Annotated in this window: 23 protein-coding genes and 1 tRNA gene; 11 read left to right on the top strand and 13 right to left on the bottom strand. The window is 32.5% G+C overall.

Annotated elements, in window-relative coordinates:
• The first annotated feature begins 3 nt into the window (after positions 1 to 3).
• From Q4Q35_RS22055 to Q4Q35_RS22025, 7 genes are all read left to right on the top strand, one after another.
• Positions 4 to 1,035: an asparaginase gene (locus Q4Q35_RS22055; protein WP_303280234.1), complete on the top strand. Its 1,032-nt coding sequence runs from the start codon at positions 4 to 6 to the stop codon at positions 1,033 to 1,035.
• 80 nt (positions 1,036 to 1,115) lie between these two features.
• Positions 1,116 to 1,203 (top strand) — tRNA-Ser (locus Q4Q35_RS22050).
• Between the two features lie 72 nt (positions 1,204 to 1,275).
• Entirely contained in the window at positions 1,276 to 2,055 is a 780-nt protein-coding gene (locus Q4Q35_RS22045) for a MotA/TolQ/ExbB proton channel family protein (protein ID WP_303280233.1), read from the top strand.
• A 19-nt stretch (positions 2,056 to 2,074) separates the two neighbouring features.
• Positions 2,075 to 2,506, top strand: coding sequence for a hypothetical protein (locus Q4Q35_RS22040; RefSeq protein WP_303280232.1), 432 nt, complete (start codon positions 2,075 to 2,077; stop codon positions 2,504 to 2,506).
• Between the two features lie 3 nt (positions 2,507 to 2,509).
• Positions 2,510 to 3,097: an ExbD/TolR family protein gene (locus Q4Q35_RS22035; protein WP_303280231.1), complete on the top strand. Its 588-nt coding sequence runs from the start codon at positions 2,510 to 2,512 to the stop codon at positions 3,095 to 3,097.
• Between the two features lie 17 nt (positions 3,098 to 3,114).
• Positions 3,115 to 3,591 carry an ExbD/TolR family protein gene (locus Q4Q35_RS22030; RefSeq protein WP_303280230.1) on the top strand — a complete coding sequence of 159 codons (477 nt, stop codon included), beginning with the start codon at positions 3,115 to 3,117 and terminating at the stop codon, positions 3,589 to 3,591.
• Positions 3,592 to 3,708: 117 nt separating this feature from the next.
• The gene (locus tag Q4Q35_RS22025; protein ID WP_303280229.1) at positions 3,709 to 4,404 is read left to right on the top strand and encodes a porin family protein; all 696 of its coding nucleotides are present in this window, start codon (positions 3,709 to 3,711) and stop codon (positions 4,402 to 4,404) included.
• On the opposite strand, the gene Q4Q35_RS22020 is transcribed toward Q4Q35_RS22025, so the two are convergent.
• The 11 genes from Q4Q35_RS22020 to rplM form a co-directional block, all read right to left on the bottom strand.
• Positions 4,399 to 5,004 (bottom strand): hypothetical protein, encoded by a 606-nt coding sequence (locus Q4Q35_RS22020; protein ID WP_303280228.1) that lies wholly within the window; start codon positions 5,002 to 5,004, stop codon positions 4,399 to 4,401. The two genes, Q4Q35_RS22025 and Q4Q35_RS22020, sit on opposite strands and share 6 nt — an antisense overlap.
• Positions 5,004 to 6,458: an RNA polymerase factor sigma-54 gene (gene rpoN / locus Q4Q35_RS22015; RefSeq protein ID WP_303280227.1), complete on the bottom strand. Its 1,455-nt coding sequence runs from the start codon at positions 6,456 to 6,458 to the stop codon at positions 5,004 to 5,006. Before rpoN ends, Q4Q35_RS22020 begins: the two co-directional genes overlap by 1 nt.
• A gap of 69 nt (positions 6,459 to 6,527) precedes the next feature.
• Positions 6,528 to 7,961: an asparagine--tRNA ligase gene (gene asnS / locus Q4Q35_RS22010; protein WP_303280226.1), complete on the bottom strand. Its 1,434-nt coding sequence runs from the start codon at positions 7,959 to 7,961 to the stop codon at positions 6,528 to 6,530.
• Positions 7,962 to 8,067: 106 nt separating this feature from the next.
• Positions 8,068 to 10,473, bottom strand: a complete 2,406-nt coding sequence (locus Q4Q35_RS22005; protein WP_303280225.1) for an efflux RND transporter permease subunit — start codon at positions 10,471 to 10,473, stop codon at positions 8,068 to 8,070.
• 49 nt (positions 10,474 to 10,522) lie between these two features.
• A complete protein-coding gene (locus Q4Q35_RS22000) occupies positions 10,523 to 11,746 on the bottom strand; it encodes a DUF5686 family C-terminal domain-containing protein (protein ID WP_303280224.1) in 1,224 nt (407 codons plus the stop codon).
• A gap of 125 nt (positions 11,747 to 11,871) precedes the next feature.
• On the bottom strand, positions 11,872 to 12,429 hold the full coding sequence (gene frr, locus Q4Q35_RS21995; protein ID WP_303280223.1) for a ribosome recycling factor: 558 nt from the start codon (positions 12,427 to 12,429) through the stop codon (positions 11,872 to 11,874).
• Positions 12,430 to 12,559: 130 nt separating this feature from the next.
• Positions 12,560 to 13,267, bottom strand: coding sequence for a UMP kinase (gene pyrH / locus Q4Q35_RS21990; protein ID WP_303280222.1), 708 nt, complete (start codon positions 13,265 to 13,267; stop codon positions 12,560 to 12,562).
• A 139-nt stretch (positions 13,268 to 13,406) separates the two neighbouring features.
• Positions 13,407 to 14,381 (bottom strand): translation elongation factor Ts, encoded by a 975-nt coding sequence (gene tsf / locus Q4Q35_RS21985; protein WP_303280221.1) that lies wholly within the window; start codon positions 14,379 to 14,381, stop codon positions 13,407 to 13,409.
• An 85-nt stretch (positions 14,382 to 14,466) separates the two neighbouring features.
• On the bottom strand, positions 14,467 to 15,270 hold the full coding sequence (rpsB, locus tag Q4Q35_RS21980) for a 30S ribosomal protein S2 (protein WP_303280220.1): 804 nt from the start codon (positions 15,268 to 15,270) through the stop codon (positions 14,467 to 14,469).
• Between the two features lie 223 nt (positions 15,271 to 15,493).
• Positions 15,494 to 15,880: a 30S ribosomal protein S9 gene (gene rpsI, locus Q4Q35_RS21975; protein ID WP_303280219.1), complete on the bottom strand. Its 387-nt coding sequence runs from the start codon at positions 15,878 to 15,880 to the stop codon at positions 15,494 to 15,496.
• Complete coding sequence (rplM, locus tag Q4Q35_RS21970) at positions 15,880 to 16,335, bottom strand: 50S ribosomal protein L13 (RefSeq protein WP_303280218.1); 456 nt, start codon at positions 16,333 to 16,335, stop codon at positions 15,880 to 15,882. Before rplM ends, rpsI begins: the two co-directional genes overlap by 1 nt.
• A 448-nt stretch (positions 16,336 to 16,783) precedes the next feature.
• Here rplM and Q4Q35_RS21965 point away from each other — a divergent pair, with 448 nt between their 5' ends.
• From Q4Q35_RS21965 to Q4Q35_RS21950, 4 genes are all read left to right on the top strand, one after another.
• Entirely contained in the window at positions 16,784 to 18,733 is a 1,950-nt protein-coding gene (locus Q4Q35_RS21965; RefSeq protein WP_303280217.1) for a YgiQ family radical SAM protein, read from the top strand.
• A 549-nt stretch (positions 18,734 to 19,282) separates the two neighbouring features.
• Entirely contained in the window at positions 19,283 to 19,867 is a 585-nt protein-coding gene (locus tag Q4Q35_RS21960; RefSeq protein ID WP_303280216.1) for a YceI family protein, read from the top strand.
• 37 nt (positions 19,868 to 19,904) lie between these two features.
• Positions 19,905 to 21,176, top strand: a complete 1,272-nt coding sequence (locus Q4Q35_RS21955; protein ID WP_303280215.1) for a hypothetical protein — start codon at positions 19,905 to 19,907, stop codon at positions 21,174 to 21,176.
• A 140-nt stretch (positions 21,177 to 21,316) separates the two neighbouring features.
• Positions 21,317 to 21,889, top strand: coding sequence for a YceI family protein (locus Q4Q35_RS21950; RefSeq protein WP_303280214.1), 573 nt, complete (start codon positions 21,317 to 21,319; stop codon positions 21,887 to 21,889).
• 320 nt (positions 21,890 to 22,209) lie between these two features.
• Here the strand turns inward: Q4Q35_RS21950 and Q4Q35_RS21945 are convergent, their stop codons facing one another.
• Positions 22,210 to 22,575 (bottom strand): endonuclease domain-containing protein, encoded by a 366-nt coding sequence (locus Q4Q35_RS21945; RefSeq protein WP_303280213.1) that lies wholly within the window; start codon positions 22,573 to 22,575, stop codon positions 22,210 to 22,212.
• A gap of 320 nt (positions 22,576 to 22,895) precedes the next feature.
• A complete protein-coding gene (gene polA / locus Q4Q35_RS21940) occupies positions 22,896 to 25,775 on the bottom strand; it encodes a DNA polymerase I (protein ID WP_303280212.1) in 2,880 nt (959 codons plus the stop codon).
• Between the last annotated feature and the right edge of the window lie 144 nt (positions 25,776 to 25,919).

Raw genomic sequence — 25,919 nt, 5'->3', positions numbered from 1 at the left:
AATATGGGTGACATAAAACCAAAGATATTATTGGTATATACTGGAGGAACCATTGGTATGGTTAAAGATTTTAAAACCGGATCGCTTAAAGCATTCGATTTCAAAACACTTTTAGAAAAAATCCCGGAATTACAACTCTTAGAATGTCATATAGATACCGTATCGTTTAACGAACCTATAGATTCGAGTAATATGAATCCAAAATATTGGATACAAATTGCAGAAATAATAGAAACTAATTACGAGGCGTTTGATGGTTTTGTGGTTTTACACGGAAGCGACACTATGAGCTATACTGCTTCTGCGCTAAGTTTTATGTTAGAAAATTTAGCGAAACCAATCATTTTTACGGGGTCTCAACTGCCAATAGGTGACTTAAGAACAGATGCTAAGGAAAATTTAATTACATCCATACAAATAGCGTCATTACAAAGTAAAGGAGAGCCGATAATTAAGGAGGTGTGTTTATATTTTGAATACAAACTATATAGAGCAAATAGAACAACAAAAATAAATGCAGAACACTTTGAAGCTTTTGCATCTTTAAATTATCCCGATTTGGCAGAGTCTGGCGTACATTTAAAAGTTAATAAAGAACATTTGTTTAAGCCTAATATAAAGGAAGCTCTAAAAGTTCATAAAAATTTAGACAATAATATTGCCCTAATAAAACTTTTCCCAGGAATTACAGAAAGTGTATTGCGAAGTATTTTTAATACGTCGAATTTAAAAGCAGTAATTATTGAAACCTATGGCGCGGGAAATTGTACTACCGAAACATGGTTTATTAATATGTTAAAAGAAAATATTTTAAAAGGGATATATATTATAAATATAACGCAATGTTCTGGAGGAAGTGTTATGATGGGGCATTATGAAACCAGTAATGAGCTAAAAAATCTAGGTGTTATTTCCGGAAAAGACATTACAACTGAAGCTGCAATAAGTAAATTAATGTATTTATTGGGACAAAATACACATGGTAATCACCTCAAAACCATGTACGAAGTGTCTTTACGGGGTGAAATGTCTTAAAATTAACTCTTAAAATTTTAGCGTTCAAAGTTTTTTTTGTTATTTGAGCCCCCAATAAACAAAATGCATATTAAAAATACAGAGAGGTGGCCGAGTGGTCGAAGGCGCACGCCTGGAAAGTGTGTATACGTCAAAAGCGTATCGAGGGTTCGAATCCCTTCCTCTCTGCTGTTATTTTATTTTTAATTGCTTTTTTTTTAATATCTTTAACACTTTAACTAATATATTAAGATCTAGAACATGAAAAGATTATTTTCTCTCCTTGCCATAACAGGAATGATGGCATTTGGAACTATTAATGCAACAACAATTGCAAACACAACTACAGTAGCAACATCAACAACTATTAATACAACTCAAGAGTCGGAAGATGCAGCAGCAGACCAGCCTCTTGGATTTCATCAAGTATTAAAAAAGTATTTCTTGGAAGGAGGAGCTGGCTTTATGGGTATTGTATTATTATGTTTAATTCTTGGATTAGCAATTGCTATAGAAAGAATTATCTTTTTAAACCTTTCAACTACTAATACAAAAAAATTAACACAAAGCGTTGAAGATGCTTTATCTTCAGGTGGTGTTGAAGCGGCAAAAGAAGTTTGTAGAAATACAAAAGGCCCAATCGCATCTATCTACTACCAAGGGTTAGACAGAACTGACGAAGGTATAGAAGCTGCTGAAAAAGCTGTTGTTGCTTATGGAGGTGTCCAAATGGGGCAACTAGAAAAAAATGTATCTTGGGTCTCATTATTTATTGCTCTTGCTCCGATGCTTGGTTTCATGGGTACGGTAATTGGTATGATTGAAGCTTTTAATAAAATTGAAGCTGCTGGAGATATACAACCATCTCTCGTTGCAGGAGGTATTAAAGTAGCACTTTTAACAACCGTATTTGGTTTAATAGTAGCTATTATACTTCAAATTTTTTACAATTACATTATTGCTAAAATTGATAGTATTGTTAACGACATGGAAGATGCTTCTATTACGTTAATGGATCTATTAATTAGAAATAAAAAGTAATAATTAAATATAAAAAATTATGAATTTACATAAGATTTTAAAAGTAGTAGCTTATGCACTTGCTATTGTTGGCGCGATTTTTGCACTAATGATAATAGCTGGTGATGAAGATACTGCTTTAAGTATGAGTGGAAATATGCTGTATATAGCATATACTATACTCGGATTGATATTGGTAATGGTTTTTTTGTTTGTTATAAAAGGACTATTTGAAGGAAATATTAAGAAGACATTAATGATTGTTGGCGCTTTTTTAGCAATTATAGTTGTTTCTTATGTTATGTCTTCAGGTACAGATTTAGATCTAGCACCTTTTACAAAGAAGGGATTGGATGTTACTGAGGCTACTTCCAAAAAAGTAGGTGCTGGATTATACACATTTTATGTATTGGCATTTTTGGCTATAGCATCTATGTTATTTTCTGGAGTAAAAAAAATATTAAATAAATAAATTATGGCAAAAAGAGCAGCACCAGAAGTAAATGCAGGCTCCATGGCCGACATTGCGTTCTTACTATTAATATTTTTCTTAGTAACAACAACGATCGAAACAGATTCCGGGATTAATAGAAAACTCCCACCTATGGAAGAGTCTGATGAAGAAGTTATTATTAAGGAAAGAAACATTTTTACTGTTCTTCTAAATGGTAAAGATCAGTTGCTTGTAGAAGATGAGTTAATGGAGATTAGTGAGTTAAGAGCAGCAGCCTTTAAATTTTTAGATAATGGCGGAGATGGAACATGTGATTATTGTAGTGGAGAAAAAGATATAGCATCTTCAGATAATCCGGATAAGGCGATAATATCCTTAAAAAATGAGCGAGAAACAACTTATAAGACTTATATAGCTGTTCAAAATGAATTGGTAGCAGCTTATAACGAATTAAGAGATATTAGAGCTCAGGCACTATATGGGAAATCTTTTGCAGAAATGCAAGCAAACTATAAGGATGTAAATTGGCAAGGAAATAAGGATAAGTTAAAAGAGAGGATCAATCAAATAAAGATTGATTATCCTCAAAAACTTTCAGAAGTACAATAATTTAACATTTATAAAACATGTCTAAATTTAATAAGAAAAAAAGTGGCGATATGCCGGCAGTAAATACAGCTTCTTTACCGGATATTGTATTTATGTTGTTATTCTTCTTTATGGTAGCTACGGTAATGAGGCAAAATTCTTTAATGATTGAAAATAATTTACCATTTGCTGATCAGGTAGAAAAGCTGGATAAGAAGGATTTGGTCATGTATATTTATGCAGGTAAGCCAAGTGAAAATTTTAAACAATACGGAACAGAAACAAAAATACAACTTAATGATAAGTTTGCAGATGTAAAGGATATTGCTGCTTTTATCGCTGCAGAAAGAGCTGATAAACGTGAAGAATTAGTACCATTTTTAACAACTGCCTTAAAAGTAGACAGTGATGCCAATATGGGATTAATTGGAGATATAAAGCAGGAGTTAAGAAAAGTTAATGCGCTTAAAATTAACTATACCACTAAAAAAGGTTCTGTATTGGGAAGAGATTAGTTTTATATTCTTAAAATATATAAGATAAAGGCGTTTTGATAAACTCAAAACGCCTTTTTGTTTTTAAAACTTAGACAATTTTAATTATAATTGCATGTTAGTATAATAATATTATTAATGAAATATCATCTATTTGTTTCCATATTTTTTTTAATGAGTTTTGTATGTTGCTTTGCTCAAGAAGAACATATTAATGAAGAAGTGGACTCGCTTTATAAAGAAGACCAATTTTACGCAGGTGTTACATATAACTTGTTAGGCAAAAAGCCAGCAAATGTTTCGCAAAGCGGTTTCTCTTTAGGCTTTCATTTAGGCTTTATTAAAGATATGCCTATTAATAAAAATAGAAATATTGCCATAGGTTTAGGGCTTGGGTATTCTGCTAATTCATTTAATCAAAACTTGCTTATTAATAAAGACAATGGGGGTGTAACTTATAGTGTTTTAGAATCTAGCAGCACATACACTAAAAATAAATTCTCAAGCCATTTAATAGAACTTCCTATTGAGTTTAGATGGCGAACGTCTACAGCAACAGATTATAATTTTTGGCGCATTTATATGGGGTTTAAATTAGGTTATGTGTTAACGCATACTACTAAGTACAAAGGTGATTTAGGAAAGATAAGATACAGTGATATTGAAGCTTTTAATGACTTTCAATATGGTTTAACATTAAGTGCTGGTTATAATACCTGGAATGTGTTTTTATATTATGCTTTAAATCCTATCTTTTCTAGCGATGCGCGTTTAAATGGAAATAAAATGGATATGAATGCAGTAAAAATTGGTTTGATGTTTTATATTCTATAACCAATAAGACACTAAAATTAATTGAGGAATCACTCCAACAAAAACGCCCATAATAAGTTCTTTGTAAGTATGTGCATGTACATGTAGTCTGGATGTAGCGACAGCTCCAATTATTATGACTACCAAAGCTAATGTATTATTAATGTTTATACTAAAATGAATACTTAAGATAGTAAAGAATACGAATAATCCAGAAATAGAAATCATATGGATACTTGCCTTAAACTTAAAAACAGCAAGCATTAGACATGCCATATTGGAGATTAATATGCCAACAAAGAAAAAATAAAGCTCTATAATTTGAGAAATCATAATAATACGTTGTAACACTATTATGATAACAAAACAGTTAAGTATTAAAGGGATGATACGCTCTTTTGTAGTTTCCAAATGAATTGATTTTACCTTACCCAATGTTTTTAACAAAAAATAAAGGAGAATAGGTAAAATAACTGTTAGGATAAAAAGAGACACTAACTTTGCTTTTACGATATCTTCTGGAATAAACCGCGGCGTTATATAAAAATAAAAAATGACACCCAAGATAGGTATTAATAACGGATTAAAAATATATGAGATACTTCGTAGTATTTTATCCATTATATTTTTTTACGTAATCTGGCAACAGGAATATCCAGTTGCTCTCTGTATTTAGCTACTGTACGTCGCGCAATAGGATACCCTTTTTCTTTTAAGATAGTAGCTAAGGTTTCGTCTGTTAAAGGTTTTTTCTTGTTTTCTTCTTCTATAACTGTTTCCAATATTTTTTTGATTTCTCTTGTAGAGACATCTTCTCCTTGATCGTTTTTCATAGATTCAGAAAAGAACTCTTTAATCAATTTTGTTCCATAAGGGGTATCAACATATTTACTATTTGCAACTCTAGACACTGTTGAAACGTCCATAGAAATTTCATCGGCAATATCTTTTAGAATCATAGGCTTTAAGTTACGCTCATCGCCTGTTAAAAAATAGTCTTTTTGATAATGCATAATAGCGCTCATGGTAACAAACAAAGTTTGTTGGCGCTGTTTTATAGCTTCGATAAACCACTTTGCAGCATCTAGTTTCTGTTTTATAAAGATAACGGCATCCTTTTGTGATTTAGATTTGTCTTTAGTGTCTTTATACCCTTTAAGCATGTTATTGTATTCTCTCGATACATGAAGCTCTGGTGCATTCCTTCCATTAAGCGTTAACTCTAATTCGCCATCTATAATTTTAATAGCAAAATCGGGAACAACGTGTTCTACAATTCTATTATTTCCTGCATAAGAACCTCCCGGTTTGGGGTTTAAATGTTCAATTTCTGAAATAGCATCTTTTAACTGAGTTTCAGAAACATCAAACTTTTGAATTAATTTCTGATAGTGCTTTTTTATAAATTGATCGAACGCATTGTCAATAATGTTTATTGCCAATTCGCAATGAGGTGTTTTTTCTCTTCTATGTAATTGAATGCTTAAACACTCTTGTAAACTTCTTGCTCCAACACCAGCAGGGTCTAATTGGTGCACAATTCTTAGAACGCTTTCAATTTTTTCTTCAGTAGTATAAACATTTTGAGTGAACGCCAAATCGTCCATAATATCGCTTAACTCTCTGCGTATATAACCACTTTCATCAACACTTCCTACTAAAAATTCTGCGATTTCGCGCTCTTCATCATTGAGACGATACGTGTTTAATTGGTTTATTAAATGTTGTGTAAATGATGTGCCTGCTGCATAAGGCATTGTTTTTTCTTCATCATCGCTACTATAATTATTGACTTGTGTACGATAATCAGGAATTTCATCATCACTTAAATATTCATCAACATTAATATCATCTGCATTTATAGATTCACCTTCATTAAAATCGTCTGTATTACTAAACTCAGAATCGTATTCATCATTATCTTCTTTGCCACTTTCGAGAGCCGGATTCTCTTCCAATTCTTGTTTTAAGCGCTGTTCAAAAGCTTGGGTAGGCAACTGTATCAATTTCATTAATTGAATTTGTTGCGGCGATAGTTTTTGCGATAATTTAAATTGTAAATACTGCTTAAGCATATTCTGATTTGGTTTGCAATAAAAGTAAAAAAAAACTTTTACCTGCTACTAGCCAAAGGGTTATTGTTTTTAAAATTCTGCGTTTTGAGGGGTTCTTGGAAACGGAATAACATCTCTAATATTACTCATGCCGGTAGCAAACATAACTAAACGTTCAAAACCCAATCCGAAACCAGAATGAACAGCAGTACCAAACTTTCGTAAATCCAGATACCACCAAAGGTCTTCTTCAGGAATATTAATAGCTGCCATTCTTTGTTTTAAAATATCTAAACGTTCTTCACGTTGTGCACCACCAACAATTTCCCCTATACCGGGGAATAAAATATCCATAGCGCGAACGGTTTTTCCATCGTCATTTAAGCGCATGTAAAACGCTTTGATATTTGCCGGGTAATCAAATAAAATTACTGGACATTTAAAGTGTTTTTCTACGAGAAAACGCTCGTGTTCACTTTGTAAATCTGTTCCCCATTCGTTAATTAAATATTTAAATTTCTTTTTCTTATTAGGTTTACAATTGCGTAAAATATCGATAGCTTCCGTATAGCTAACGCGTTTGAAATGATTATCTGTTACAAAATTTAGTTTTTCTATCAAAGTCATATCGTTTCTTTCGGCCTGAGGTTTTGTTTTGTCCTCGTCCTGTAAACGTTTATCAAGAAATTCTAAATCCTCGCGGTTATTATCTAAAATGTATTTTATAACAGATTTCATAAAATCTTCGGCTAAATCCATATTGCCCGCCAAGTCCATAAATGCAACTTCTGGCTCAATCATCCAAAATTCAGCTAAATGCCTTGATGTATTTGAGTTTTCTGCTCTAAAAGTAGGCCCAAATGTATATACTTTACCTAAAGACATGGCATAGGTTTCTGCTTCAAGCTGACCGGAAACCGTTAAATTGGTTTCTTTCCCAAAAAAGTCTTTAGAGTAATCTATGTTTCCATCATCGTCTAAAGGTGGATTTTTAGAATCGAGACTAGAAACTTTAAACATTTCTCCTGCACCTTCAGCGTCGCTTCCTGTTATAATAGGAGCATGCATATAGTAAAAACCGTTCTCGTTAAAATATTTGTGAATGGCGAACGATAATGCCGAACGTAAACGCATAATAGCACTAAATGTGTTTGTACGAGTACGTAAATGTGCATTTTCTCGTAAAAATTCAAACGAATGTTTTTTGGGTTGAATAGGGTAGGTGTCTGGATCGGAATCTCCTAAAACTTCAATATGATTGACTTGTATTTCAACTTTTTGCCCTTTGCCTTGGCTTTCAACTAATTCGCCTTTAACAAAAATTGCTGCTCCAGTGGTTATACGTTTTAAAAGTGCTTCATCGAAATTTTCAAAATCAACAACACATTGAATACTACTTAATGTAGAACCATCGTTTAAAGCAATAAAACGATTTGCTCTAAAGGTTCTAACCCAGCCTTTAATTTCTACTTCTGGATAAACAATATCTTGTGACAATAATTCTGAAACTGTACGTGATTTCATAAGCACTAAAATTTAAAGCGTAAAGATAAAAAAAGCGTATCGGCTTTCAAGCACCAAATATTTAAAAAACAAACTCCAAAATTGTGATAGATTGGAATTTAAGATTTTAAATATTGGAATTTTCGTTTTCTGCTTCGTCTTCTTCGGGAATAATATTAATAGCAGGTTCTCTTAGTACTTCTTTATTTGCAATACTGCGCTCTAACGATAGCAATAAAGAAGGTAATAAAAGTAAGTTTGATAACATGGCAAATAGCAGTGTGGCAGAGACCAAAGCACCTAATGCTACAGTACCACCAAAACTGGAAATAGTAAATACCGAAAATCCAAAAAACAGGACGATAGAGGTATAAAACATGCTAACCCCGGTTTCTCGTAAAGCACCGTAAACGGAGATTTTAATTTTCCAATGGTTCGCTTGAAGTTCTTGACGGTATTTTGCTAAAAAATGAATGGTATCATCTACCGAAATACCAAAAGCAATACTAAATACTAATATGGTTGAAGGTTTTATAGGTACTCCTAAATACCCCATTAAACCGGCTGTTACTAACAATGGTAGTAGGTTTGGTATTAACGATACAATAATCATTCTTCCCGACCTAAACATATAGGCCATAAACAAGGATATTAAAAAGATGGCAAGCGATAATGATATGGCTAAGTTTTTAACAAGGTATTTGGTGCCTTTTTGAAATACTAAGGCTTTACCTGTCATGGTAACATCGTATTTTTCTTTTGGAAAAACTTTGTCTATTTTATTTTGAAGATTTTCTTCGATACGTTCCATTTTATCGGTTCCAATATCTTTCATAAATGTTGTAATACGAGCATATTGCCCGGTACTATCAACAAAATTTTTAAGTAAATCTACATTTGAAGATGAGTTTTTAGCATAGGATAAAATGAAACTATTCTCTTGCGATGTTGGTAATTGATAGAATTTAGTATTACCATTATAATAAGCTTGTTTAGAGTATTTAACTAAGCCCACTACCGATATTGGTTTAGACAATTCTGGAGTTTCAATAATTAAATCTTCTAACTCATCCATACGTTTTAGAGTAGAAAGTTTCATAACACCTTTTTTGCGCTTGGTGTCAATCATAATTTCTAAAGGCATAATACCATTAAACTCTTTTTCAAAAAAACGGATGTCATTAAAAAACTCTGTTTTTTTAGACATATCTTCTATTAAACTACCAGAAATTTTTATTTGATAAATGCCAATAATACTTACTATTAATAAAACCAAAGATGTGCAATAAATAGCAATGCGTTTTTGTCTTACCATGCGCTCCATCCAATTTACGAAACCACCTATCCAACGTTTGTTTAAGTGCTCTAAATGCCGCTCTTTTGGATAAGGTAAAAAGGTGTAAATAATAGGAATAATAAGCAAGCACAGAATAAAAATGGCTAAAATGCTTAATGATGCTACAATACCGAATTCTTTTAAAAGTTGACTTTCTGTTAAAATGAAAGTTGCAAATCCGCAAGCCGTGGTAACATTGGTCATTAAAGTGGCATTCCCGATTTTTGTGATAACACGTTGCAACGATTTTACCTTGTTGCCATGTAATTTTACTTCGTGTTGGTATTTATTAATTAAAAAAATACAGTTTGGAATACCAATAACAATAATTAACGGTGGGATGAGCGCTGTTAAAACAGTTATTTCGTAGTTTAATAACCCTAGAATTCCCAAGGTCCACATCACACCGATGCACACCACAATAAGCGAAATTATAGTAGCCCTAAACGATCTGAAAAAGAAAAAGAAAATAATAGAAGTTACTAATAGCGCAGCACCTACAAATAAACTGATTTCATCAACAATATTTTGCGAATTTAAAGTTCTAATATAAGGCATGCCCGATATTCTAACATCCAAGTTATGCGATTCTTGAAATGTATTTATTTTTGGAATCAAAACATCTACGACAAAATCTTTTCTGGCAGACGTATTTACAATATCCTTTTTTAAATAAAGGGCTGTTCGAATGGTTTTTGTTTTAGTATTGAATAAAAAATTATCATAAAAAGGATATTTTTTAAAGAGCTCTTCCTGAAGTGCTTCAACTTGTGCTATTGAAGAAATAGAATCTTTTATAAAAGGTTCTAAATTAAATTTTTCATTTTCAGTATCTTTTATAAGCTTCTGAAGGTCTTTAATAGAAACAACCGTTTCAACCTCATGATATTTTTTAAAACTTTCTGAAAGTTTATTCCAGGCATTTAATTTTTCAACAGTAAAGAGCGTACTATCTTTTATTCCTAATACAATAAGATTTCCCTCTTCTCCAAAGGTTTTTAAAAAGTTATTATAAATGATGTTGACGTCATGATCGTCTGGCAATAAATTAGCTTCAGTATAAGTAAAACGCATGTTTTCCCACTTTGTACTAAAGAATATGGTAACTGCCACAATACCAATAAGGATGATGATTTTATTCCGTAAAATCAACCTTGCTATAATATCCCAAAAATCTTTACTAAATAATTTAAACATGCCCCTTATCTAAAAGAAGCGCAAAGGTAGAAAAAAGGAGTGTAAAACGTTATAAAGAGACGTTAAATGTAAACTTTAAAGCAATATTATCGCTAAATTCCGGTAAGTGGTAAGCGCCATAGCGGTAAGTAAAGCTTAAACCGAAACCAAAGAGCAATTTATTAATTTCAAAACCAGATTCTGTGTAGCCTTTTTTTAAAGATCCAAAAGTCACATTTTGATGTAATTCAGGTTGTTTTATATCACCTATAGCATATCGGGTTGTTAAAACGATTTGTGGTTTATAATGTTCAGAAATGTTGAAAGGCTTTAAATAATGCTTTAGCTGAATTGTAGTAAACTTATCTGAAAAAAATTCATTAAAATACATAGTTTCAAAACTATTTAACCCTGCAACAGAAAAACGTTGCATAACAGTTTCTTTAGTAATATTGTTAGGATAAGCGTGATATAAGTGTGTTAATGGTGTATTACCATTTGTTATTCCGGAAACTAAGGTTATTTCAGAAGCTCCTTCGTTTTCATTTCCTATTTTATAAATAGTTCTAAAATCTAATTTAGAAAAGTTAAAATCACTTTTAAAAACATCTTTAAAGCTCTTTGTGTATTGAAGTGTAAACTGCGGATATCCTTTTTTAATTTCTTTCGACCCATTTTCTAAAATGTCAACTTTATTAAATGGATTCCACTGTAAAGATGTTACAGCAGTACTTAAATGAAAAGTAGTTACTATATTATTGTCTAAAATATAGCCATAACTGTAAGTGGGATCTATATTGCTAACAGCCAACTCGACTTCGGTAAATAATTTTGGGTTTAATTGATGTTCTATATTTATAGATTTTGAGACAAACTTGTGAAATAAATCTATGTTTAATAAGCGAGGTTCAAAGAATTGAAAGAAACGGCCATCTGTTAAAAATTTAGCGCTCCCTGTTTCTTGTAAATCGTTGGTATAAGAAATGTTTACCCAAGTATTCGTTTTTTCGGCTAATCTAAATCCGCCTCCTAAACTATATTTAAAACGATGATCTCTAAAACCATATACACCATAACTGTTTATACGGTATTTTTTCGAAAATGCATCGTTAGTTACACCGCCTAAACCTGTTCTTACACCTTCGTATTGATTATATTTAATTAAATACCTTAAATCGAAGTTAAAATACCTAGTAGGTAGATACCCGTTGCCAAGATGTTTTATAAACTCACGTTTTTTAATAGAATCTTTAGCAGGTTCTAAAATGTGTTCTGATGAAGTTTGTGCCTGCACAAATACTGCACAAATAAAAAAAAGTAAGTGAGTAACATGTTTTAACATTTAAGCATAGAGAGACTAAAGGTTTAAAAAAAACGACTACTTTGGCTACGCTCAGTAACCAGACGTCGCCTTTTCAATTATACTGTCATGATTTCTTTTTCTTTTATATCGAAAAGATCATCAACCTTTTTTACATAAGTATCTGTCATTTGTTGTACATCAATTTCAGCATTCTTAATTAAATCTTCCGATACGTCATCTAATTTTTTAATATCGTTATTAGCATCTTTACGAGCTGTTCTTATACTAACTTTAGCATCTTCAGCTTCAGCTTTAGCTTGTTTTGCTAAATCGCGTCTACGTTCTTCTGTTAATGGTGGGACATTAATAATTATAGTTTCGCCGTTATTCATTGGGTTAAAACCAAGGTTTGCATAGGCAATACCACGTTCTATTTCTTGTAGCATACTTTTTTCCCAAGGTTGTACGGTAATGGTTCTTCCATCGGGTGTATTTACATTAGCAACTTGGCTCAATGGCGTTTGTGACCCATAATAGTCGACCATAACACTGCCAAGCATAGCAGGACTTGCTTTTCCTGCTCTAATATTAACAAATTGTTTTTCTAAATGCTTTATAGCATTAGTCATAGCTTCTTTTGTTGTATCTAATATAAATTGTATGTCTTCGTTCATTGTATTAAACTTTTATATCTGAAAAATAGTATCTGGACGTATCCATTAAATTACTAAATGTTATTCGTTTTTTAATTTGTTGGTTTCAAACCAAACTTGAATACATTCATTTCAAAAATCACACCAAGTTTTATATATTTACCTCAGTACCGATTTTTTCACCGGAAACTACTTTTAATAAATTCCCTTTCCTATTCATATCAAAAACAATAATAGGTAATTTGTTTTCTTGGCTAAGTGTAAATGCCGTAGTATCCATTACTTTTAGGCCTTTACGTAAAACATCGTCAAAAGATATGAAATTAAATTTAATCGCATTATCGTCTTTTTCGGGATCTGTATTATAAATTCCGTCAACGCGAGTTCCTTTTAAAATAACATCCGCTTCAATTTCTATAGCTCTTAAAACTGCAGCAGAATCTGTAGTAAAATAAGGATTTCCTGTACCACCACCAAAAATAACAACGCGTCCTTTTTCTAAATGGCGCATCGCTCTTCTTCTAATAAAGGGTTCTGCTACTTCGTTAATTTTAATAGCTGTCTGTAATCGTGTTGGTATATCTGCATCTTCTAAAGCACCTTGCAAAGCTAAACCATTTATAACAGTGGCTAACATACCCATGTAGTCTCCTTGTACTCGATCCATTCCTTTGCTGGCACCTGCTACACCTCTAAAAATATTGCCACCTCCAATAACGACGGCAACTTCTACACCTTTATCTGTAATGGTTTTTATATCTTGGGCATATTCTGCTAATCGTTCAGGGTCAATACCGTATTGACGATTTCCCATTAATGCCTCGCCAGATAGTTTTAAAAGAATTCTTTTATATTTCATGTGTTATTTACTGAAGTTGTGCAAAACTAAACAATTTTTTGCTGTTTACCGAAGACCTATTTATCAAAATAAAAAAACCACTATTCAAATTTTGAATAGTGGTTTAAATTTTTTAAGATTTTACCTTCTCAGGAATATATTACCCTACAGATGCACGTTTAAAACCTGTAATTTCAACATCACCGTAAGATGCTACGTATTTAGCAACGTTTAATTTTTCATCTTTAATAAAGTTTTGATCTAATAAACATTGTTCTTGATCTAATGTTGTATTATCAGAAACAAAACGCTCCATTTTTCCTGGTAAAATTCTATCCCAGATTTGTTCTGGTTTGCCTTCGGCTTTTAATTCGGCTTTAGCTGCTTCTTCAGCTTTAGCTAAAACTTCTGGAGTAAGTTGCGCCATAGAAATGTATTGAGGTACATTTTTAAGGGTTTTACCTAAACGTCCTAATTCTATATTATCTTTTTCTATAACAGCAATTCTAGCTTCAGTTTCTGATGCTACATAAGCAGGATCGAAATCTTTATAAGACAATGTAGTTGCTCCCATAGAAGCTACTTGCATGGCAACATCTTTAACTAAAACGTCAGCCTTATCAACCTTAGTACTTAAACCTACTAAAGCAGCAATTTTATTAATGTGAACGTAAGAACCAACATAATCAGCTTTTAACTTTTCAAAAGAAGTAATGTCTAGTTTTTCACCAATGACACCAGTTTGTTCAACTAATTTTTCTGCAACAGACATGCCTCCAAAATTAGAAGCTAAAAAGTCTTCTTTAGTGTCAGAGCTTAATGCGATTTCTGCTAACTCATTAGCTAAAGCTAAAAAGTTCTCATTTTTACCAACAAAATCAGTTTCACAACCTAATACAATAGCAACACCTTCAGTTTGTTCTGCATTAATTTTAGCAACAGCAGCACCTTCAGAAGAATCTCTATCGGCTCTCTTTTCAGCTACTTTTTGTCCCTTTTTACGAAGAACTTCAATAGCTTTATCAAAATTACCTTCAGCTTCAACTAAGGCTTTTTTGCAGTCCATCATACCTGCTCCAGTTGCTTTTCTTAATTTATTTACTTCAGCAGCTGTAATTTTTACTGTAGTACTCATAATTATTATAATTTAAAAAAGTCGTTCAATAAATTTTCAACAAAGAAAAAGACTAAACGACTTTTTTGTGTTTTGTTAATGTTATTTATTCTTCTTCTTCGTTTGCAACTGCTGCTTTAACTGGAGCTGCTTTTGCTTTTGGAGCCGCTTCTTTTTTAGGAGCTGGAGCTTCGTTAGCGCTAGCAGCGCTTGCTTCTTTTTCAGCTTTACGATCAGCTAAGCCTTTAGAAACAGCAGAAGCTACATGAGTTAAAATCTTATCTATAGATTTAGAAGCATCATCATTTGCTGGGATAACGTAATCAACTTGACGTGGGTCTGAGTTGGTATCTACCATAGCAAAAATAGGAATGTTTAATTTTTGAGCTTCTTTAATAGCGATGTGTTCACGCTTAATATCTACAACAAATAAAGCACCTGGTAAACGTGTCATATCGCTAATAGAACCTAAGTTTTTCTCTAACTTAGCTCTTAAACGATCTACTTGTAAACGTTCTTTTTTAGAAAGAGTCATGAACGTACCATCTTTCTTCATTCTATCAATAGTAGCCATTTTTTTAACAGCTTTTCTAATAGTAACAAAGTTGGTTAACATACCTCCTGGCCATCTTTCAGTGATGTAAGGCATATTAATAGCACCGGCTTTTTCTGCTACGATATCTTTTGCTTGTTTTTTTGTTGCAACGAATAAAATTTTACGACCAGAGTTAGCAATTTTGCTTAATGCTGCTCCTGCTTCCTCAATTTTTGCCGCTGTTTTGTATAAGTTGATAATATGGATACCGTTACGTTCCATATATACGTAAGGAGCCATATTTGGATCCCATTTACGTGTAAGGTGACCGAAGTGTACACCTGCTTCAAGTAATTCTTTTACTTCTACTGCCATTTTTGTAATAGTTTACGTTCTGTTGAATTAGCAATGATTAAGTGGTCATTTTTTTAAAATCGCCTTAACCATTTAGATGCTAAACTAAATCCTGACTAATTAAGTCATGGACAACAATAACTGGTTTTTTAAATGCTGAACTTGTTTCAGCATCTTTTTAAATTTTTTAATTCCAACAAGATTGAGATAACTGATATGCAGATCCCCAACCAAGTTGAGGATTTTAACGTTTAGAGAACTGGAATTTCTTACGCGCTTTCTTCTGTCCGAATTTTTTACGCTCCACCATTCTTGGATCTCTTGTTAATAAACCTTCTGGTTTTAAAGTTAATCTGTTTTCAGCATCAACTTCGCACATAGCGCGAGATATTGCTAAACGAACAGCTTCTGCTTGACCTGTAATACCGCCTCCAAATACATTTACTGTAATATCAAAGTTGCTATCATTGTTAGTCATAACTAAAGGTTGCTTTACTTTATACTGTAATGTTGCAGTAGTAAAGTAAGCTGCTATGTCTTTTTTATTAATCGTGATGTTCCCTTTTCCTGGGGCAACATACACACGAGCAACAGCCGTCTTTCTACGGCCAATTTTGTGAATTACATCCATTATTTGAATTCGTTTAAGTTAATTGTTTTTGGCTTTTGAGCTTCATGTGTATGAGTCGAACCAACAACAACATTTAAATTACGGAATATAGCTGCACCTAATTTATTTTTAGGCAACATTCCTTTTACTGATTTTTCTACTACTCTTGCAGGGTCTTTTCCAAACAATTCTGTAGCAGTTAAACTTCTTTGACCACCTGGGTAACCTGTGTGACGAATGTACGTTTTATCGTTCCATTTGTTTCCAGATAAACTGATTTTTTCTGCATTGATAACAATAACGTTATCACCGCAATCAACATGTGGTGTGAAGTTTGGCTTGTGCTTACCTCTTAAAAGTTTTGCAACTTTAGAAGCGAGACGACCAAGTGCTTGACCTTCAGCATCAACTAAAACCCACTGCTTGTTTACAGTAGCTTTGTTTGCTGAAATCGTTTTGTAGCTTAATGTATCCACACTAAATTAATTTTATTTATTAAACATTCCTCTCTCGAAAAGAGTTTGCAAATTTACGATTATATATTTGATTACCAAATAGCGAGGAGAGATAATTTCATGTAAATTTTAATGTGCTAAATTAATAGATGGCATAATAAATAAATACTAAGCTTTAATAGGCTTTTATTAAGGTGTATAAATCTCTGGATTTGGATAAAATGCAGCAATAGCAAACCAATAACTCATGACAGATTTTGCTCCAGTTAATGTTTCACCCAATCTCGGACCTTCAATGGCGTTTCCGAAAATAGACCATTTGTTTCCTTCATTATCACTAAAGAAAGCTTCAGACTCGTTAAAATCGTAATAAATTATTTTTTAGCGTCTATGATTATTAACTGAAAAAAGCTAAAGCCTTTTATGTTTAAAGTATTAAGAGTCAATTTTTGTCTATTTTTGCATTGCTATGCAAGAATTACAGCTTTCAGATTGGTTACCTACCACAAACAAAGAGGTTAAAATACGTGGTTGGGATGAACTAGATGTTATTCTATTTAGTGGGGATGCTTACGTAGATCACCCATCGTTTGGTCCAGCCGTAATTGGTCGAATTTTAGAAAGTTATGGTTTACGTGTAGCTGTGGTGCCACAACCTAATGTTAATGATAACCTTCAGGATTTTGTAAAGTTAGGTGCTCCAAAATTATTTTTTGGGGTTACTGGAGGCTGTATGGATCCTATGATTAGCAATTATAATGCTAATAAAAAACGCCGAGATAAAGATGCCTATACACCTAATGGTGATATTGGTTTTAGACCGGATTATGCAACTACTGTTTATTCTAAAATATTAAAAGAAAAATGGCCGGATGTTCCTGTTTTAATTGGGGGTATTGAAGCGTCATTACGTCGAGTAACACACTACGATTATTGGAGTGATAAATTAGTGCCTACTATTTTAGAAAGTTCGAAAGCAGATATGTTGGTTTATGGAATGGGGGAGCAACCTTTACGAGAGGTAGTGCGTTTGTTGCAAAAAGGAGTGCCTTTTAGCAGTATTACCACTATAAAACAAACAGCAGTACTTTTAAATAAAGATGCTAAAATCCCGAAAAATAGTAATTGGGAAGATGTTGAAATTGTTTCGCATGAAACGTGCTTAAAGGATAAAAAAGCTTATGCAGCTAATTTTAAGATTATAGAACAAGAGAGTAATAAATTGGCAGCGCGACGTATTTTTCAGAAAGTAGGTGATAAAACTTTAATGATTAATCCGCCATATCCAACGATGACAGAGGAAGAAATTGATGCCTCTTTTGAATTGCCTTATACACGATTGCCACATCCAAAATACAATAAACGAGGACCCATTCCTGCTTTTGAAATGATTAAGTTTTCCATTAACATCCATCGTGGTTGTTTTGGAGGTTGTAGTTTTTGTACTATTTCGGCACACCAAGGAAAATTTATTGCGTCTCGTAGTCAGGAATCTGTTTTAAGAGAAGTAGATGTTGTGGCCAATATGCCAGATTTTAAAGGCTATTTATCTGATATTGGTGGACCTAGTGCCAATATGTATAAGATGAAAGGTAAAGTGCAGGAGATTTGTGATAAGTGTGTAGCACCTTCTTGTATTTCGCCAGTTATTTGTAGCAATTTAGATACCTCACATAAACCGTTAACTAAATTATACCAAGCAGTTGATAAGCATCCAAAAGTAAAAAAGTCTTTTATTGGCAGTGGGATTCGTCATGATATGCTCGTACCGGAATTTAATAAAAATGCGGATGCAAAAGAATTAGATGATTATACTGAAGAGGTTATGACAAAACATGTTTCTGGTAGACTTAAAGTAGCTCCAGAGCATACTAGTGACCCTGTTCTTAAATTAATGCGGAAACCATCGTTTTCTTATTTTCATAAGTTTAAAGAGCGTTTTGATAAGATTAATATTAAGAAGAATTTAAAGCTACAGTTAATCCCTTATTTTATATCGAATCACCCAGCTTGCGAAGTCGAAGACATGGCTAATCTTGCTTCCGAAACTAAAGATATGGGTTTTCAGCTAGAGCAAGTACAAGGTTTTACGCCAACACCTATGACGGTGGCTACGGTTATTTACTACAGTGGTTACCATCCATACACACTTCAAAAAGTAAAAACACCTAAAACTCGTAAAGAAAAAGACGAACAGCACCGTTTTTTCTTTTGGTATAAAAAGGAAAATAAAGCTTGGATTAAAAACACTTTAAATAAATTGGGGCGTCAGGATTTATTAAAAGTACTCTTGCCTGAAAATGACAAATGGCGTAAAAATAAACCTAGCGGAGAAGCGAAGCATACATTTGATGATGCTATTCCTTTTAATCGACGTAAAAATAAGACTAAGTTTAGGAGTAAGAAGAAACGCAGGTGATTTTTAAGGTTTTGGTTGCTTTCCTAGGTAGGTCTTTAGAGTTGTTTTTTAAGGAATTATTCTTTTAAATAATATCATTATTTTCTTCATTTTGTTTATTAAAAAGTCTCCAAGAATTCAATAACTAAATTTTTAAGTTTATTCAATTTTTAACAAGCTTGCTTAACTATTTATCTCTATAAAATGTTAGTGATAAAAATGATCGCCTTCAGTTTACCTGATTCTGATAGATTAAAGCTGTTTGTTTGCTTTTTTTTATTAATGAAACTTAAATTTTGAGAAGCCTGTAATACACATTCAAATTATTGGATTCAGGGCTTGCCTTAAGTTTTACGATTTACATTTTATTAAGTCAAGTATCTGATTTTTTAGTAATTAACATTTTTTTTCTTTTAAAGAATCAATATTTTATTTAAGGAACTCCTCGCAGATTACATCGGAGATGATTTACTTCTAAGTTCCAATTTTTTTAGGATTTATATTATGATAAAAATCATAGTTTTCGATCCGATTTGGATAGAGATTTGTAGTATAATTAAAAATATAGCCATGAAAATATTCAAAGAAACAAGAACAAAATATTTAAGTCTAATAGTGCTTTTTGTCATAATCGCAAATGTAATTCAGGCACAAGAATTTAATTTAATAAATAGTGAATCATCTTTAACGGTTTCAGGAACATCAAGTTTACATGATTGGGATATAGTAGCCGAAAAGCAAGATGGAAAAATAAGTTTTAAAGATGTTGAAACTTGTCAAGTAGAAAAAATCACCATAAACATAGTGGCCGAGAGCTTGAAAAGTGGAAAATCCTCAATGGATAAGAACACTTATAAAGCCTTAAAAACAGAACACAATAAAATTATTTCATTTCAATTAATTGAAGTTAAAAACATTGTCAATAAAGAGGACGGCGCATTTTTAGTAAGCGCACTTGGTGACTTAACTATTTCTGGAGTAAAAAAAACTATCACATTAGATTTTACCGCGAGTATCATCGAATCTAAGATAACACTAACAGGTGAGAGAAAAATTAAAATGACAGATTTTAATATAAACCCACCAAAAGCTCTATTAGGGACAATTACTACTGGTGATGATATAATAATTAAATTTTCAACAGTCTTTAAATAAAAATCAACTAAATAATAAACAGTTAAAAATAGAAGTTATGAAATCAATTTTAAAAAAAATATTACTATTAGTAATCCTATTTACCGGATTTAGTTTTTATGCACAGAACAGGGACCTAGGTAATTATAGGCAACCAGATCAAAGAGGGGTTAATGTATTCGAGAGTCCAAAAACAAAAGATACAGTATCAAATTTTAATGGTGTACAAGTAAGATTAGGTGGGGCCTCCACACTCCAATTTCAAGCTTTAGATAATGAGAATTCTGGTGCTATTCCTTTGTCAGAAGTAGGGAGTAACTTTAATTTAGCAACAGCTAATTTAGATTTAGATGTGGTGCTTTTTGATGGTGTGAGAATGCATTTAAGAACTTATTTGTCTTCTAGGCATCACCACGAACCTTATGTAAAAGGGGGATATTTCCAAATAGATAAGTTAGATTTTATTAGTGAAGGCTTTATGGAAGGTTTCATGAAATATACTACCATTAAAATTGGACACATGGAAAACAATTACGGAGATGCCCATTTTAGAAGAAGTGATAACGCTCAAACCATTCACAACCCATTTGTAGGAAACTTAATTATGGATTCATTTACAACAGAAGTTGGAGTTGAGTTTTATTATCGTAATAATGGATTTTTAGGTATGATTGGATTTTCTAATGGTAAATTAAACCAAAATGTAGAGGAGTCCAATGGCACAACAGGAGGAGGAGCTTTTTTAGCAAAATTAGGGTATGACAAACAAATAAATGATGATTTTAGATTTAGGTTAACGGGGTCTTTATATAATACAGGATATGCACAAAGTGTTTATTTGTATAGCGCAGATAGAGCAGGTTCTAGATATTACAATATTATGCAAGATGCAGATGCCGCTAGTGATAATTTTAGATCAGGGCGTTTTAATCCAAGTTTTAATAATAAAATTACTGCTGTTATGGTTAACCCTTTTATCAAATATAAGGGAGTTGAAGTATTTGGAACTGCAGAGATAAGCTCTGGAAGAAGTTTAAGTGAAGTTGATAGGAGAGAAGCAAAACAATTTGCGGGTGAGATTATATATAGATTTGGTGAAACAGAAAATTTCTATTTAGGTAGCCGATACAATACAGTAAGTGCTGAGTTAACGAGTGGTGATGATATAAATATTAATAGGTTTCAATTAGGCGCTGGTTGGTTTATGACCAAAAACATTTTGATGAAGGCAGAATATGTAGTTCAAGAATATAAAGACTATCCTACTGGAAATCTTTTGGAAGATGGTAAATTTAATGGATTTATGCTAGAAGCGGCTATAAGTTTCTAAAGACTAATTAAAAAAATAAATGTAAAATTAAGTCTAAAAGTAGCATAATTGAGTTGCTGGTTTAATTAATAACTCAAACACTTTTAGACTTGATTTTTATATTTGATAACACAAAAAAATATTTTGGTTAAAAAAAGAATATGAAAAAGGTATTGTTTTATATTTTTATCTTCACAATGCTGGCTTTTTCAAGTTTAAGGGGTATCTCTGTAGTAATTACACCTAGTAGCCAACTTGTTATTAAGGGGAAAACCAATGTTAATAGTTTTAAGTGTCAATACAATATCTTGAAATTAAATAAACCAATCCCTGTTTTTTTTAAGAGGCATAAAGCAAAAATTATTTTTAATAAAACAACTTTAGTATTAGAAAATGCTGATTTTGATTGTGGCGGAAGAGGAATAAATACTGATTTTCAAGAGCTTTTAAAATCTGAAACACATCCACAAATACGTATTAAATTAAAAGAGATAAGTAAAGATCTCAAAGATGAAAATCTTGTAAATGCACTATTAGATTTAGAACTAGCAGGAGTTACAAAATCTTATGTAATTCCAGTAGAATTAGAAGGTGAAGATATATTAGTTGTTAAAGGAGTGTTGTGTTTAAATATTCGAGATTTTAATTTAGAACCACCTAAAAAAGCCTTGGGGTTAATAGTGGTTGAAGATCTTATTGAAATCAATTTTCAATTGAAGGTTAAAGAATATTAGTGCGTTAATTTAGTTTTAGATAAAAAGATACTATCTTTTGGACAAATTAGTATGCCAATATTTGTTAAAAGTATTACTTCATGATAATGCTATTTCTTTTTATCAGCGTAAAAACAAGACTAAGGTTTATCTAAGAAAAAACGGAGGTAGTAATACACCTGTAATCCCCTTGAGGGGGCAATCTAAATCATGAAACCTAAATACAAACTAAAGTTATTAATATAGTAGGTAGTATTTGAGCTACGCATATAGATATGTCGTTATAATTGTCCCCTTGAAGGGGCTTTAGGGGTGTTTTTTACAGAATTAGTTTTTTACAATTATCCCATCAATTCTTTTACAGTCTCTTCAATAACCAATAAAACACTGAACATGTTTTTCTTGACTTCTTCATTTGAAAATCTCAAAAATTTAACACCATAAACTTCTAATTCTCCTTGCCTTTTAGCATCGTATAAAAAACTATGGTCATGGCTGCTACCATCAATTTCAATAGCTAAACCAATTTCATGACAATAAAAATCAACAATATAATTAAGCATGGGAACTTGTCTGTGAAATTGTACGCCAAAAGCTCGTTGTTTTATATTTTGCCATAATAAAACTTCGGGCAATGTGCTGTTCTTTCTTAATTGTCTGGCTAGCAGTTTTAATTCTGGATTATATGGAATTATTTTGTTTCTCATGGTTTACATTTTGTACTCTGACACCCCTAAAGTCCCCTCAAGGGGACAATCCAAACCAATATCCCCTCGAGGGGATTATAGGGGTGTATTTAATGCAAAAATAAACGAATTTTCCTACTTTTAATAAAAATAATCAATGAATACAATTTTAGTCATACTCGTTTTTGCTGTTTTAGTCTTTACAGTATGGAATATTGTTTCCCTTAATCAAAAAAAAACAATTAAAAAGTAAAAAGAAATTACTGAATGATCTCAGGTACTATGAGTTGAAATACAAACAAAACTTATTTCAATGCAATGATAATTGAAAATAAATAAATTTAATGCGCCTCCAACCAATTATCGCCAATATCTAAATCAACATCAAGAGGGACTTCTAACTTATATGCGCTTTCCATTTCTGTTTTAACTAAGGTTTTAATGGTTTCTAATTCGGGTTTATAAACATCAAACACCAATTCATCATGCACTTGTAAAAGCATTTTAGTTTTAAAATCGCCTTCTTGAAGTTTGTTATAAATATTAATCATAGCAATTTTAATAATATCAGCAGCACTACCCTGAATGGGTGCATTAACGGCATTCCGTTCTGCAGCACCACGAACCACAGCATTACGAGAATTAATGTCTTTTAAATAGCGACGACGTCCTAAAACGGTTTGCACATAACCATTATCTCGTGCAAAATCTACTTGCTCACTAATAAAGTTTCTAAGCTTAGGGTATGTGGTGTAATAGGTATCAATTAATTCTTTGGATTCGCTTCTCGATAAATTAGTTTGATTACTTAATCCGAAAGCCGAAACACCATAAATGATCCCAAAATTAACGGTTTTAGCATTACTACGCTGCTCACGAGTCACCTCGTTTAAAGGCACATCAAATACTTTTGAAGCCGTTGATGCGTGAATATCTTCTCCATTCTTAAAGGCATTAATCATGGTTTCTTCTTCACTTAAAGCCGCAATAATTCGAAGTTCTATTTGAGAATAATCGGCAGCTAAAAGCGTATAATCTTCGCTTCGTGGAATGAATGCTTTTCTTACCTGTCGTCCACGTTCGGTACGAATAGGGATATTTTGAAGATTCGGATTGTTACTGCTTAATCGTCCTGTCGCTGCTACGGTCTGCATATAATCGGTATGTACACGACCGGTTGATTCTTCAACCTGGTCTGGTAAAGCATCAACATAGGTGCTTTTTAGTTTTGCTAAGCCTCTGTAGTCTAGAATATTTTGAATAATGTCATGATCTTTTGCTAAATAAGATAGAATGTCCTCAGAGGTAGCATATTGACCAGTTTTAGTCTTTTTAGGTTTATCTACAAGTTTTAATTTTTCGAAAAGAATAACACCCAATTGTTTTGGTGACGCTATATTGAATTCTTCACCTGCAGCCTCGTAAATTTTAGTCTCTAATGAAGCAATATCTTTATTTAATTCTTCCGAAAGGGTATTTAGGAAATTTTTATCCAGATTAATACCCTCTAATTCCATAGCAGCCAGTACACGAAGCAATGGGACTTCAATATCGTCGAAAAGTTTTTGGGTATCGGCTTCTCCCAATTCTTTTTCAAAATGTTCTTTTAATTGAAGTGTAATATCGGAGTCTTCAACGGCATATTCGGTTTGTTTTTCTAAAGGAACATCGCGCATTGATAATTGGTTTTTCCCCTTTTTACCAACAAGCGTTTCAATAGAAATAGGGGTGTAATTTAAATATGTTTCTGCAAGTACATCCATGTTATGTCGCATATCCGGATTGATAAGATAATGTGCTAACATGGTATCAAACAATTTACCTTTAACAACAATATTGTATTTAGCGAGAACCTTGATGTCATATTTTAAATTCTGACCAATTTTTTGAATAGCTTCGCTTTCAAAAAATGGACGTAATTGTTCAATAAGTTTTTGAGTTTCAGTTTTATCTTCTGGAAATGGTAAATAAAACCCTTTACCTACTTCCCATGAAAAAGCAATGCCAACCAGTTCTGCTGTAATAGGATTTAAACCTGTGGTCTCAGTATCGAAACAAACAGAAGTTTGATTCATTAAATTTTTAATAAAGAGTTTGGTGGCTATGCCTGAGTCTACACTCTGGTAAAAATGAGAGGTCGTTTCTGCTGTTTTTCGAGTATATTCTGAACTTTGACCCTGCTCAGTTTCTGAGTTATTATTTTGATTGCTGGGCGTAGCCGAATCACCACCAAATAAAGAAAACTGTCCGGCACCAGCAGATGCCTGTTCTTTTGGTGTCGCTTTTGTTTCTGATTGTTTTGAATTTGGAGTTTGGGTATTGGGCGTAGCCGAAGTGTCTGTAGCAAATGTCTTATTGAAATTATCTATTAAGCGTCTAAACTCTAATTCTTGAAAAATCTCTGAGACTTTAGGGATGTCCGGTTGAGACATTTCAAAATCTTTTTCATTAAATGCAACAGGAACGTCCAGCATAATGGTAGCCAGTTTTTTTGACAGGATTCCCAATTCACCATTCGCTTCAATTTTCTCCTTCATTTTTCCTTTGAGTTCATGGGTATTGGCTAAAAGATTTTCCATGCTGCCATATTGTGCTAAAAACTTTTTAGCTGTTTTTTCGCCAACTCCGGGAAGTCCGGGGATATTATCACTGGAATCTCCCATCATTCCTAAAAAATCAATGACTTGCAGAGGGTCGGTAACTTCAAACTTTTTCTGCACTTCTGGGATACCCCAAGTCTCATAACCACCACCAAAAACAGGGCGATACATAAAAATATTTTCAGAAACCAGTTGTGCAAAATCTTTATCTGGAGTTACCATAAAGGTTTTATAACCTTCTTTTTCGGCTTGTTTGGAAAGTGTTCCAATAACATCATCGGCTTCATAACCTTCTTTCACCATAATTGGAATATGCATAGCTTCTAAAATACTATAAATGTATGGCACAGCAACTTTAATCGCTTCGGGAGTTTCATCCCTATTAGCTTTATATTCCTTATACATCTCAAGACGATCTGCACTTCCTCCTTTATCAAAACAAACAGCTAAATGGTCTGGTCGTTCTCGTTTTATAACATCTAAAAGAGAATTCATAAACCCTAGTATTGCCGAAGTATCGGTGCCTTTTGAATTAATTCTTGGGTTTTTAATAAAGGCATAATAACCACGGAAAATTAGAGCATAGGCATCGACTAAGAAAAGGCGTTTTTGATCTGACATGTTTTTTGTTTTGATAGAAAATCAAAACTACAAAAAGTTATTCTTAAAAAATGAGTTTTTAAATCTGTTGTACTTATTTTTTTATAAAGTATAATACATGACAAAATCTTAACTATAAGTTAAATTAGATGTGTTAAAGAAGTA

It is taken from the genome of Flavivirga aquimarina, assembly GCF_030540835.1.
Classification (GTDB): Bacteria; Bacteroidota; Bacteroidia; order Flavobacteriales; family Flavobacteriaceae; genus Flavivirga; species Flavivirga aquimarina.
This window is presented reverse-complemented; position numbering and strand designations above follow the sequence as displayed.

Coding starts and splice junctions, on each gene's coding strand:
- Q4Q35_RS22045 (WP_303280233.1), top strand. CDS start 1,276: ATGAAAAGATTATTTTCTCTCCTTGCCATAACAGGAATGATGGCATTT.
- Q4Q35_RS21965 (WP_303280217.1), top strand. CDS start 16,784: ATGCAAGAATTACAGCTTTCAGATTGGTTACCTACCACAAACAAAGAG.
- Q4Q35_RS21955 (WP_303280215.1), top strand. CDS start 19,905: ATGAAATCAATTTTAAAAAAAATATTACTATTAGTAATCCTATTTACC.
- polA (WP_303280212.1), bottom strand. CDS start 25,775: ATGTCAGATCAAAAACGCCTTTTCTTAGTCGATGCCTATGCTCTAATT.
- Q4Q35_RS22035 (WP_303280231.1), top strand. CDS start 2,510: ATGGCAAAAAGAGCAGCACCAGAAGTAAATGCAGGCTCCATGGCCGAC.
- Q4Q35_RS21950 (WP_303280214.1), top strand. CDS start 21,317: ATGAAAAAGGTATTGTTTTATATTTTTATCTTCACAATGCTGGCTTTT.
- Q4Q35_RS22040 (WP_303280232.1), top strand. CDS start 2,075: ATGAATTTACATAAGATTTTAAAAGTAGTAGCTTATGCACTTGCTATT.
- Q4Q35_RS22020 (WP_303280228.1), bottom strand. CDS start 5,004: ATGGATAAAATACTACGAAGTATCTCATATATTTTTAATCCGTTATTA.
- asnS (WP_303280226.1), bottom strand. CDS start 7,961: ATGAAATCACGTACAGTTTCAGAATTATTGTCACAAGATATTGTTTAT.
- rpsB (WP_303280220.1), bottom strand. CDS start 15,270: ATGGCAGTAGAAGTAAAAGAATTACTTGAAGCAGGTGTACACTTCGGT.
- Q4Q35_RS22055 (WP_303280234.1), top strand. CDS start 4: ATGGGTGACATAAAACCAAAGATATTATTGGTATATACTGGAGGAACC.
- tsf (WP_303280221.1), bottom strand. CDS start 14,381: ATGAGTACTACAGTAAAAATTACAGCTGCTGAAGTAAATAAATTAAGA.
- frr (WP_303280223.1), bottom strand. CDS start 12,429: ATGAACGAAGACATACAATTTATATTAGATACAACAAAAGAAGCTATG.
- pyrH (WP_303280222.1), bottom strand. CDS start 13,267: ATGAAATATAAAAGAATTCTTTTAAAACTATCTGGCGAGGCATTAATG.
- rpoN (WP_303280227.1), bottom strand. CDS start 6,458: ATGCTTAAGCAGTATTTACAATTTAAATTATCGCAAAAACTATCGCCG.
- rpsI (WP_303280219.1), bottom strand. CDS start 15,880: ATGGATGTAATTCACAAAATTGGCCGTAGAAAGACGGCTGTTGCTCGT.
- Q4Q35_RS21945 (WP_303280213.1), bottom strand. CDS start 22,575: ATGAGAAACAAAATAATTCCATATAATCCAGAATTAAAACTGCTAGCC.
- Q4Q35_RS22005 (WP_303280225.1), bottom strand. CDS start 10,473: ATGTTTAAATTATTTAGTAAAGATTTTTGGGATATTATAGCAAGGTTG.
- Q4Q35_RS22025 (WP_303280229.1), top strand. CDS start 3,709: ATGAAATATCATCTATTTGTTTCCATATTTTTTTTAATGAGTTTTGTA.
- Q4Q35_RS21960 (WP_303280216.1), top strand. CDS start 19,283: ATGAAAATATTCAAAGAAACAAGAACAAAATATTTAAGTCTAATAGTG.
- Q4Q35_RS22030 (WP_303280230.1), top strand. CDS start 3,115: ATGTCTAAATTTAATAAGAAAAAAAGTGGCGATATGCCGGCAGTAAAT.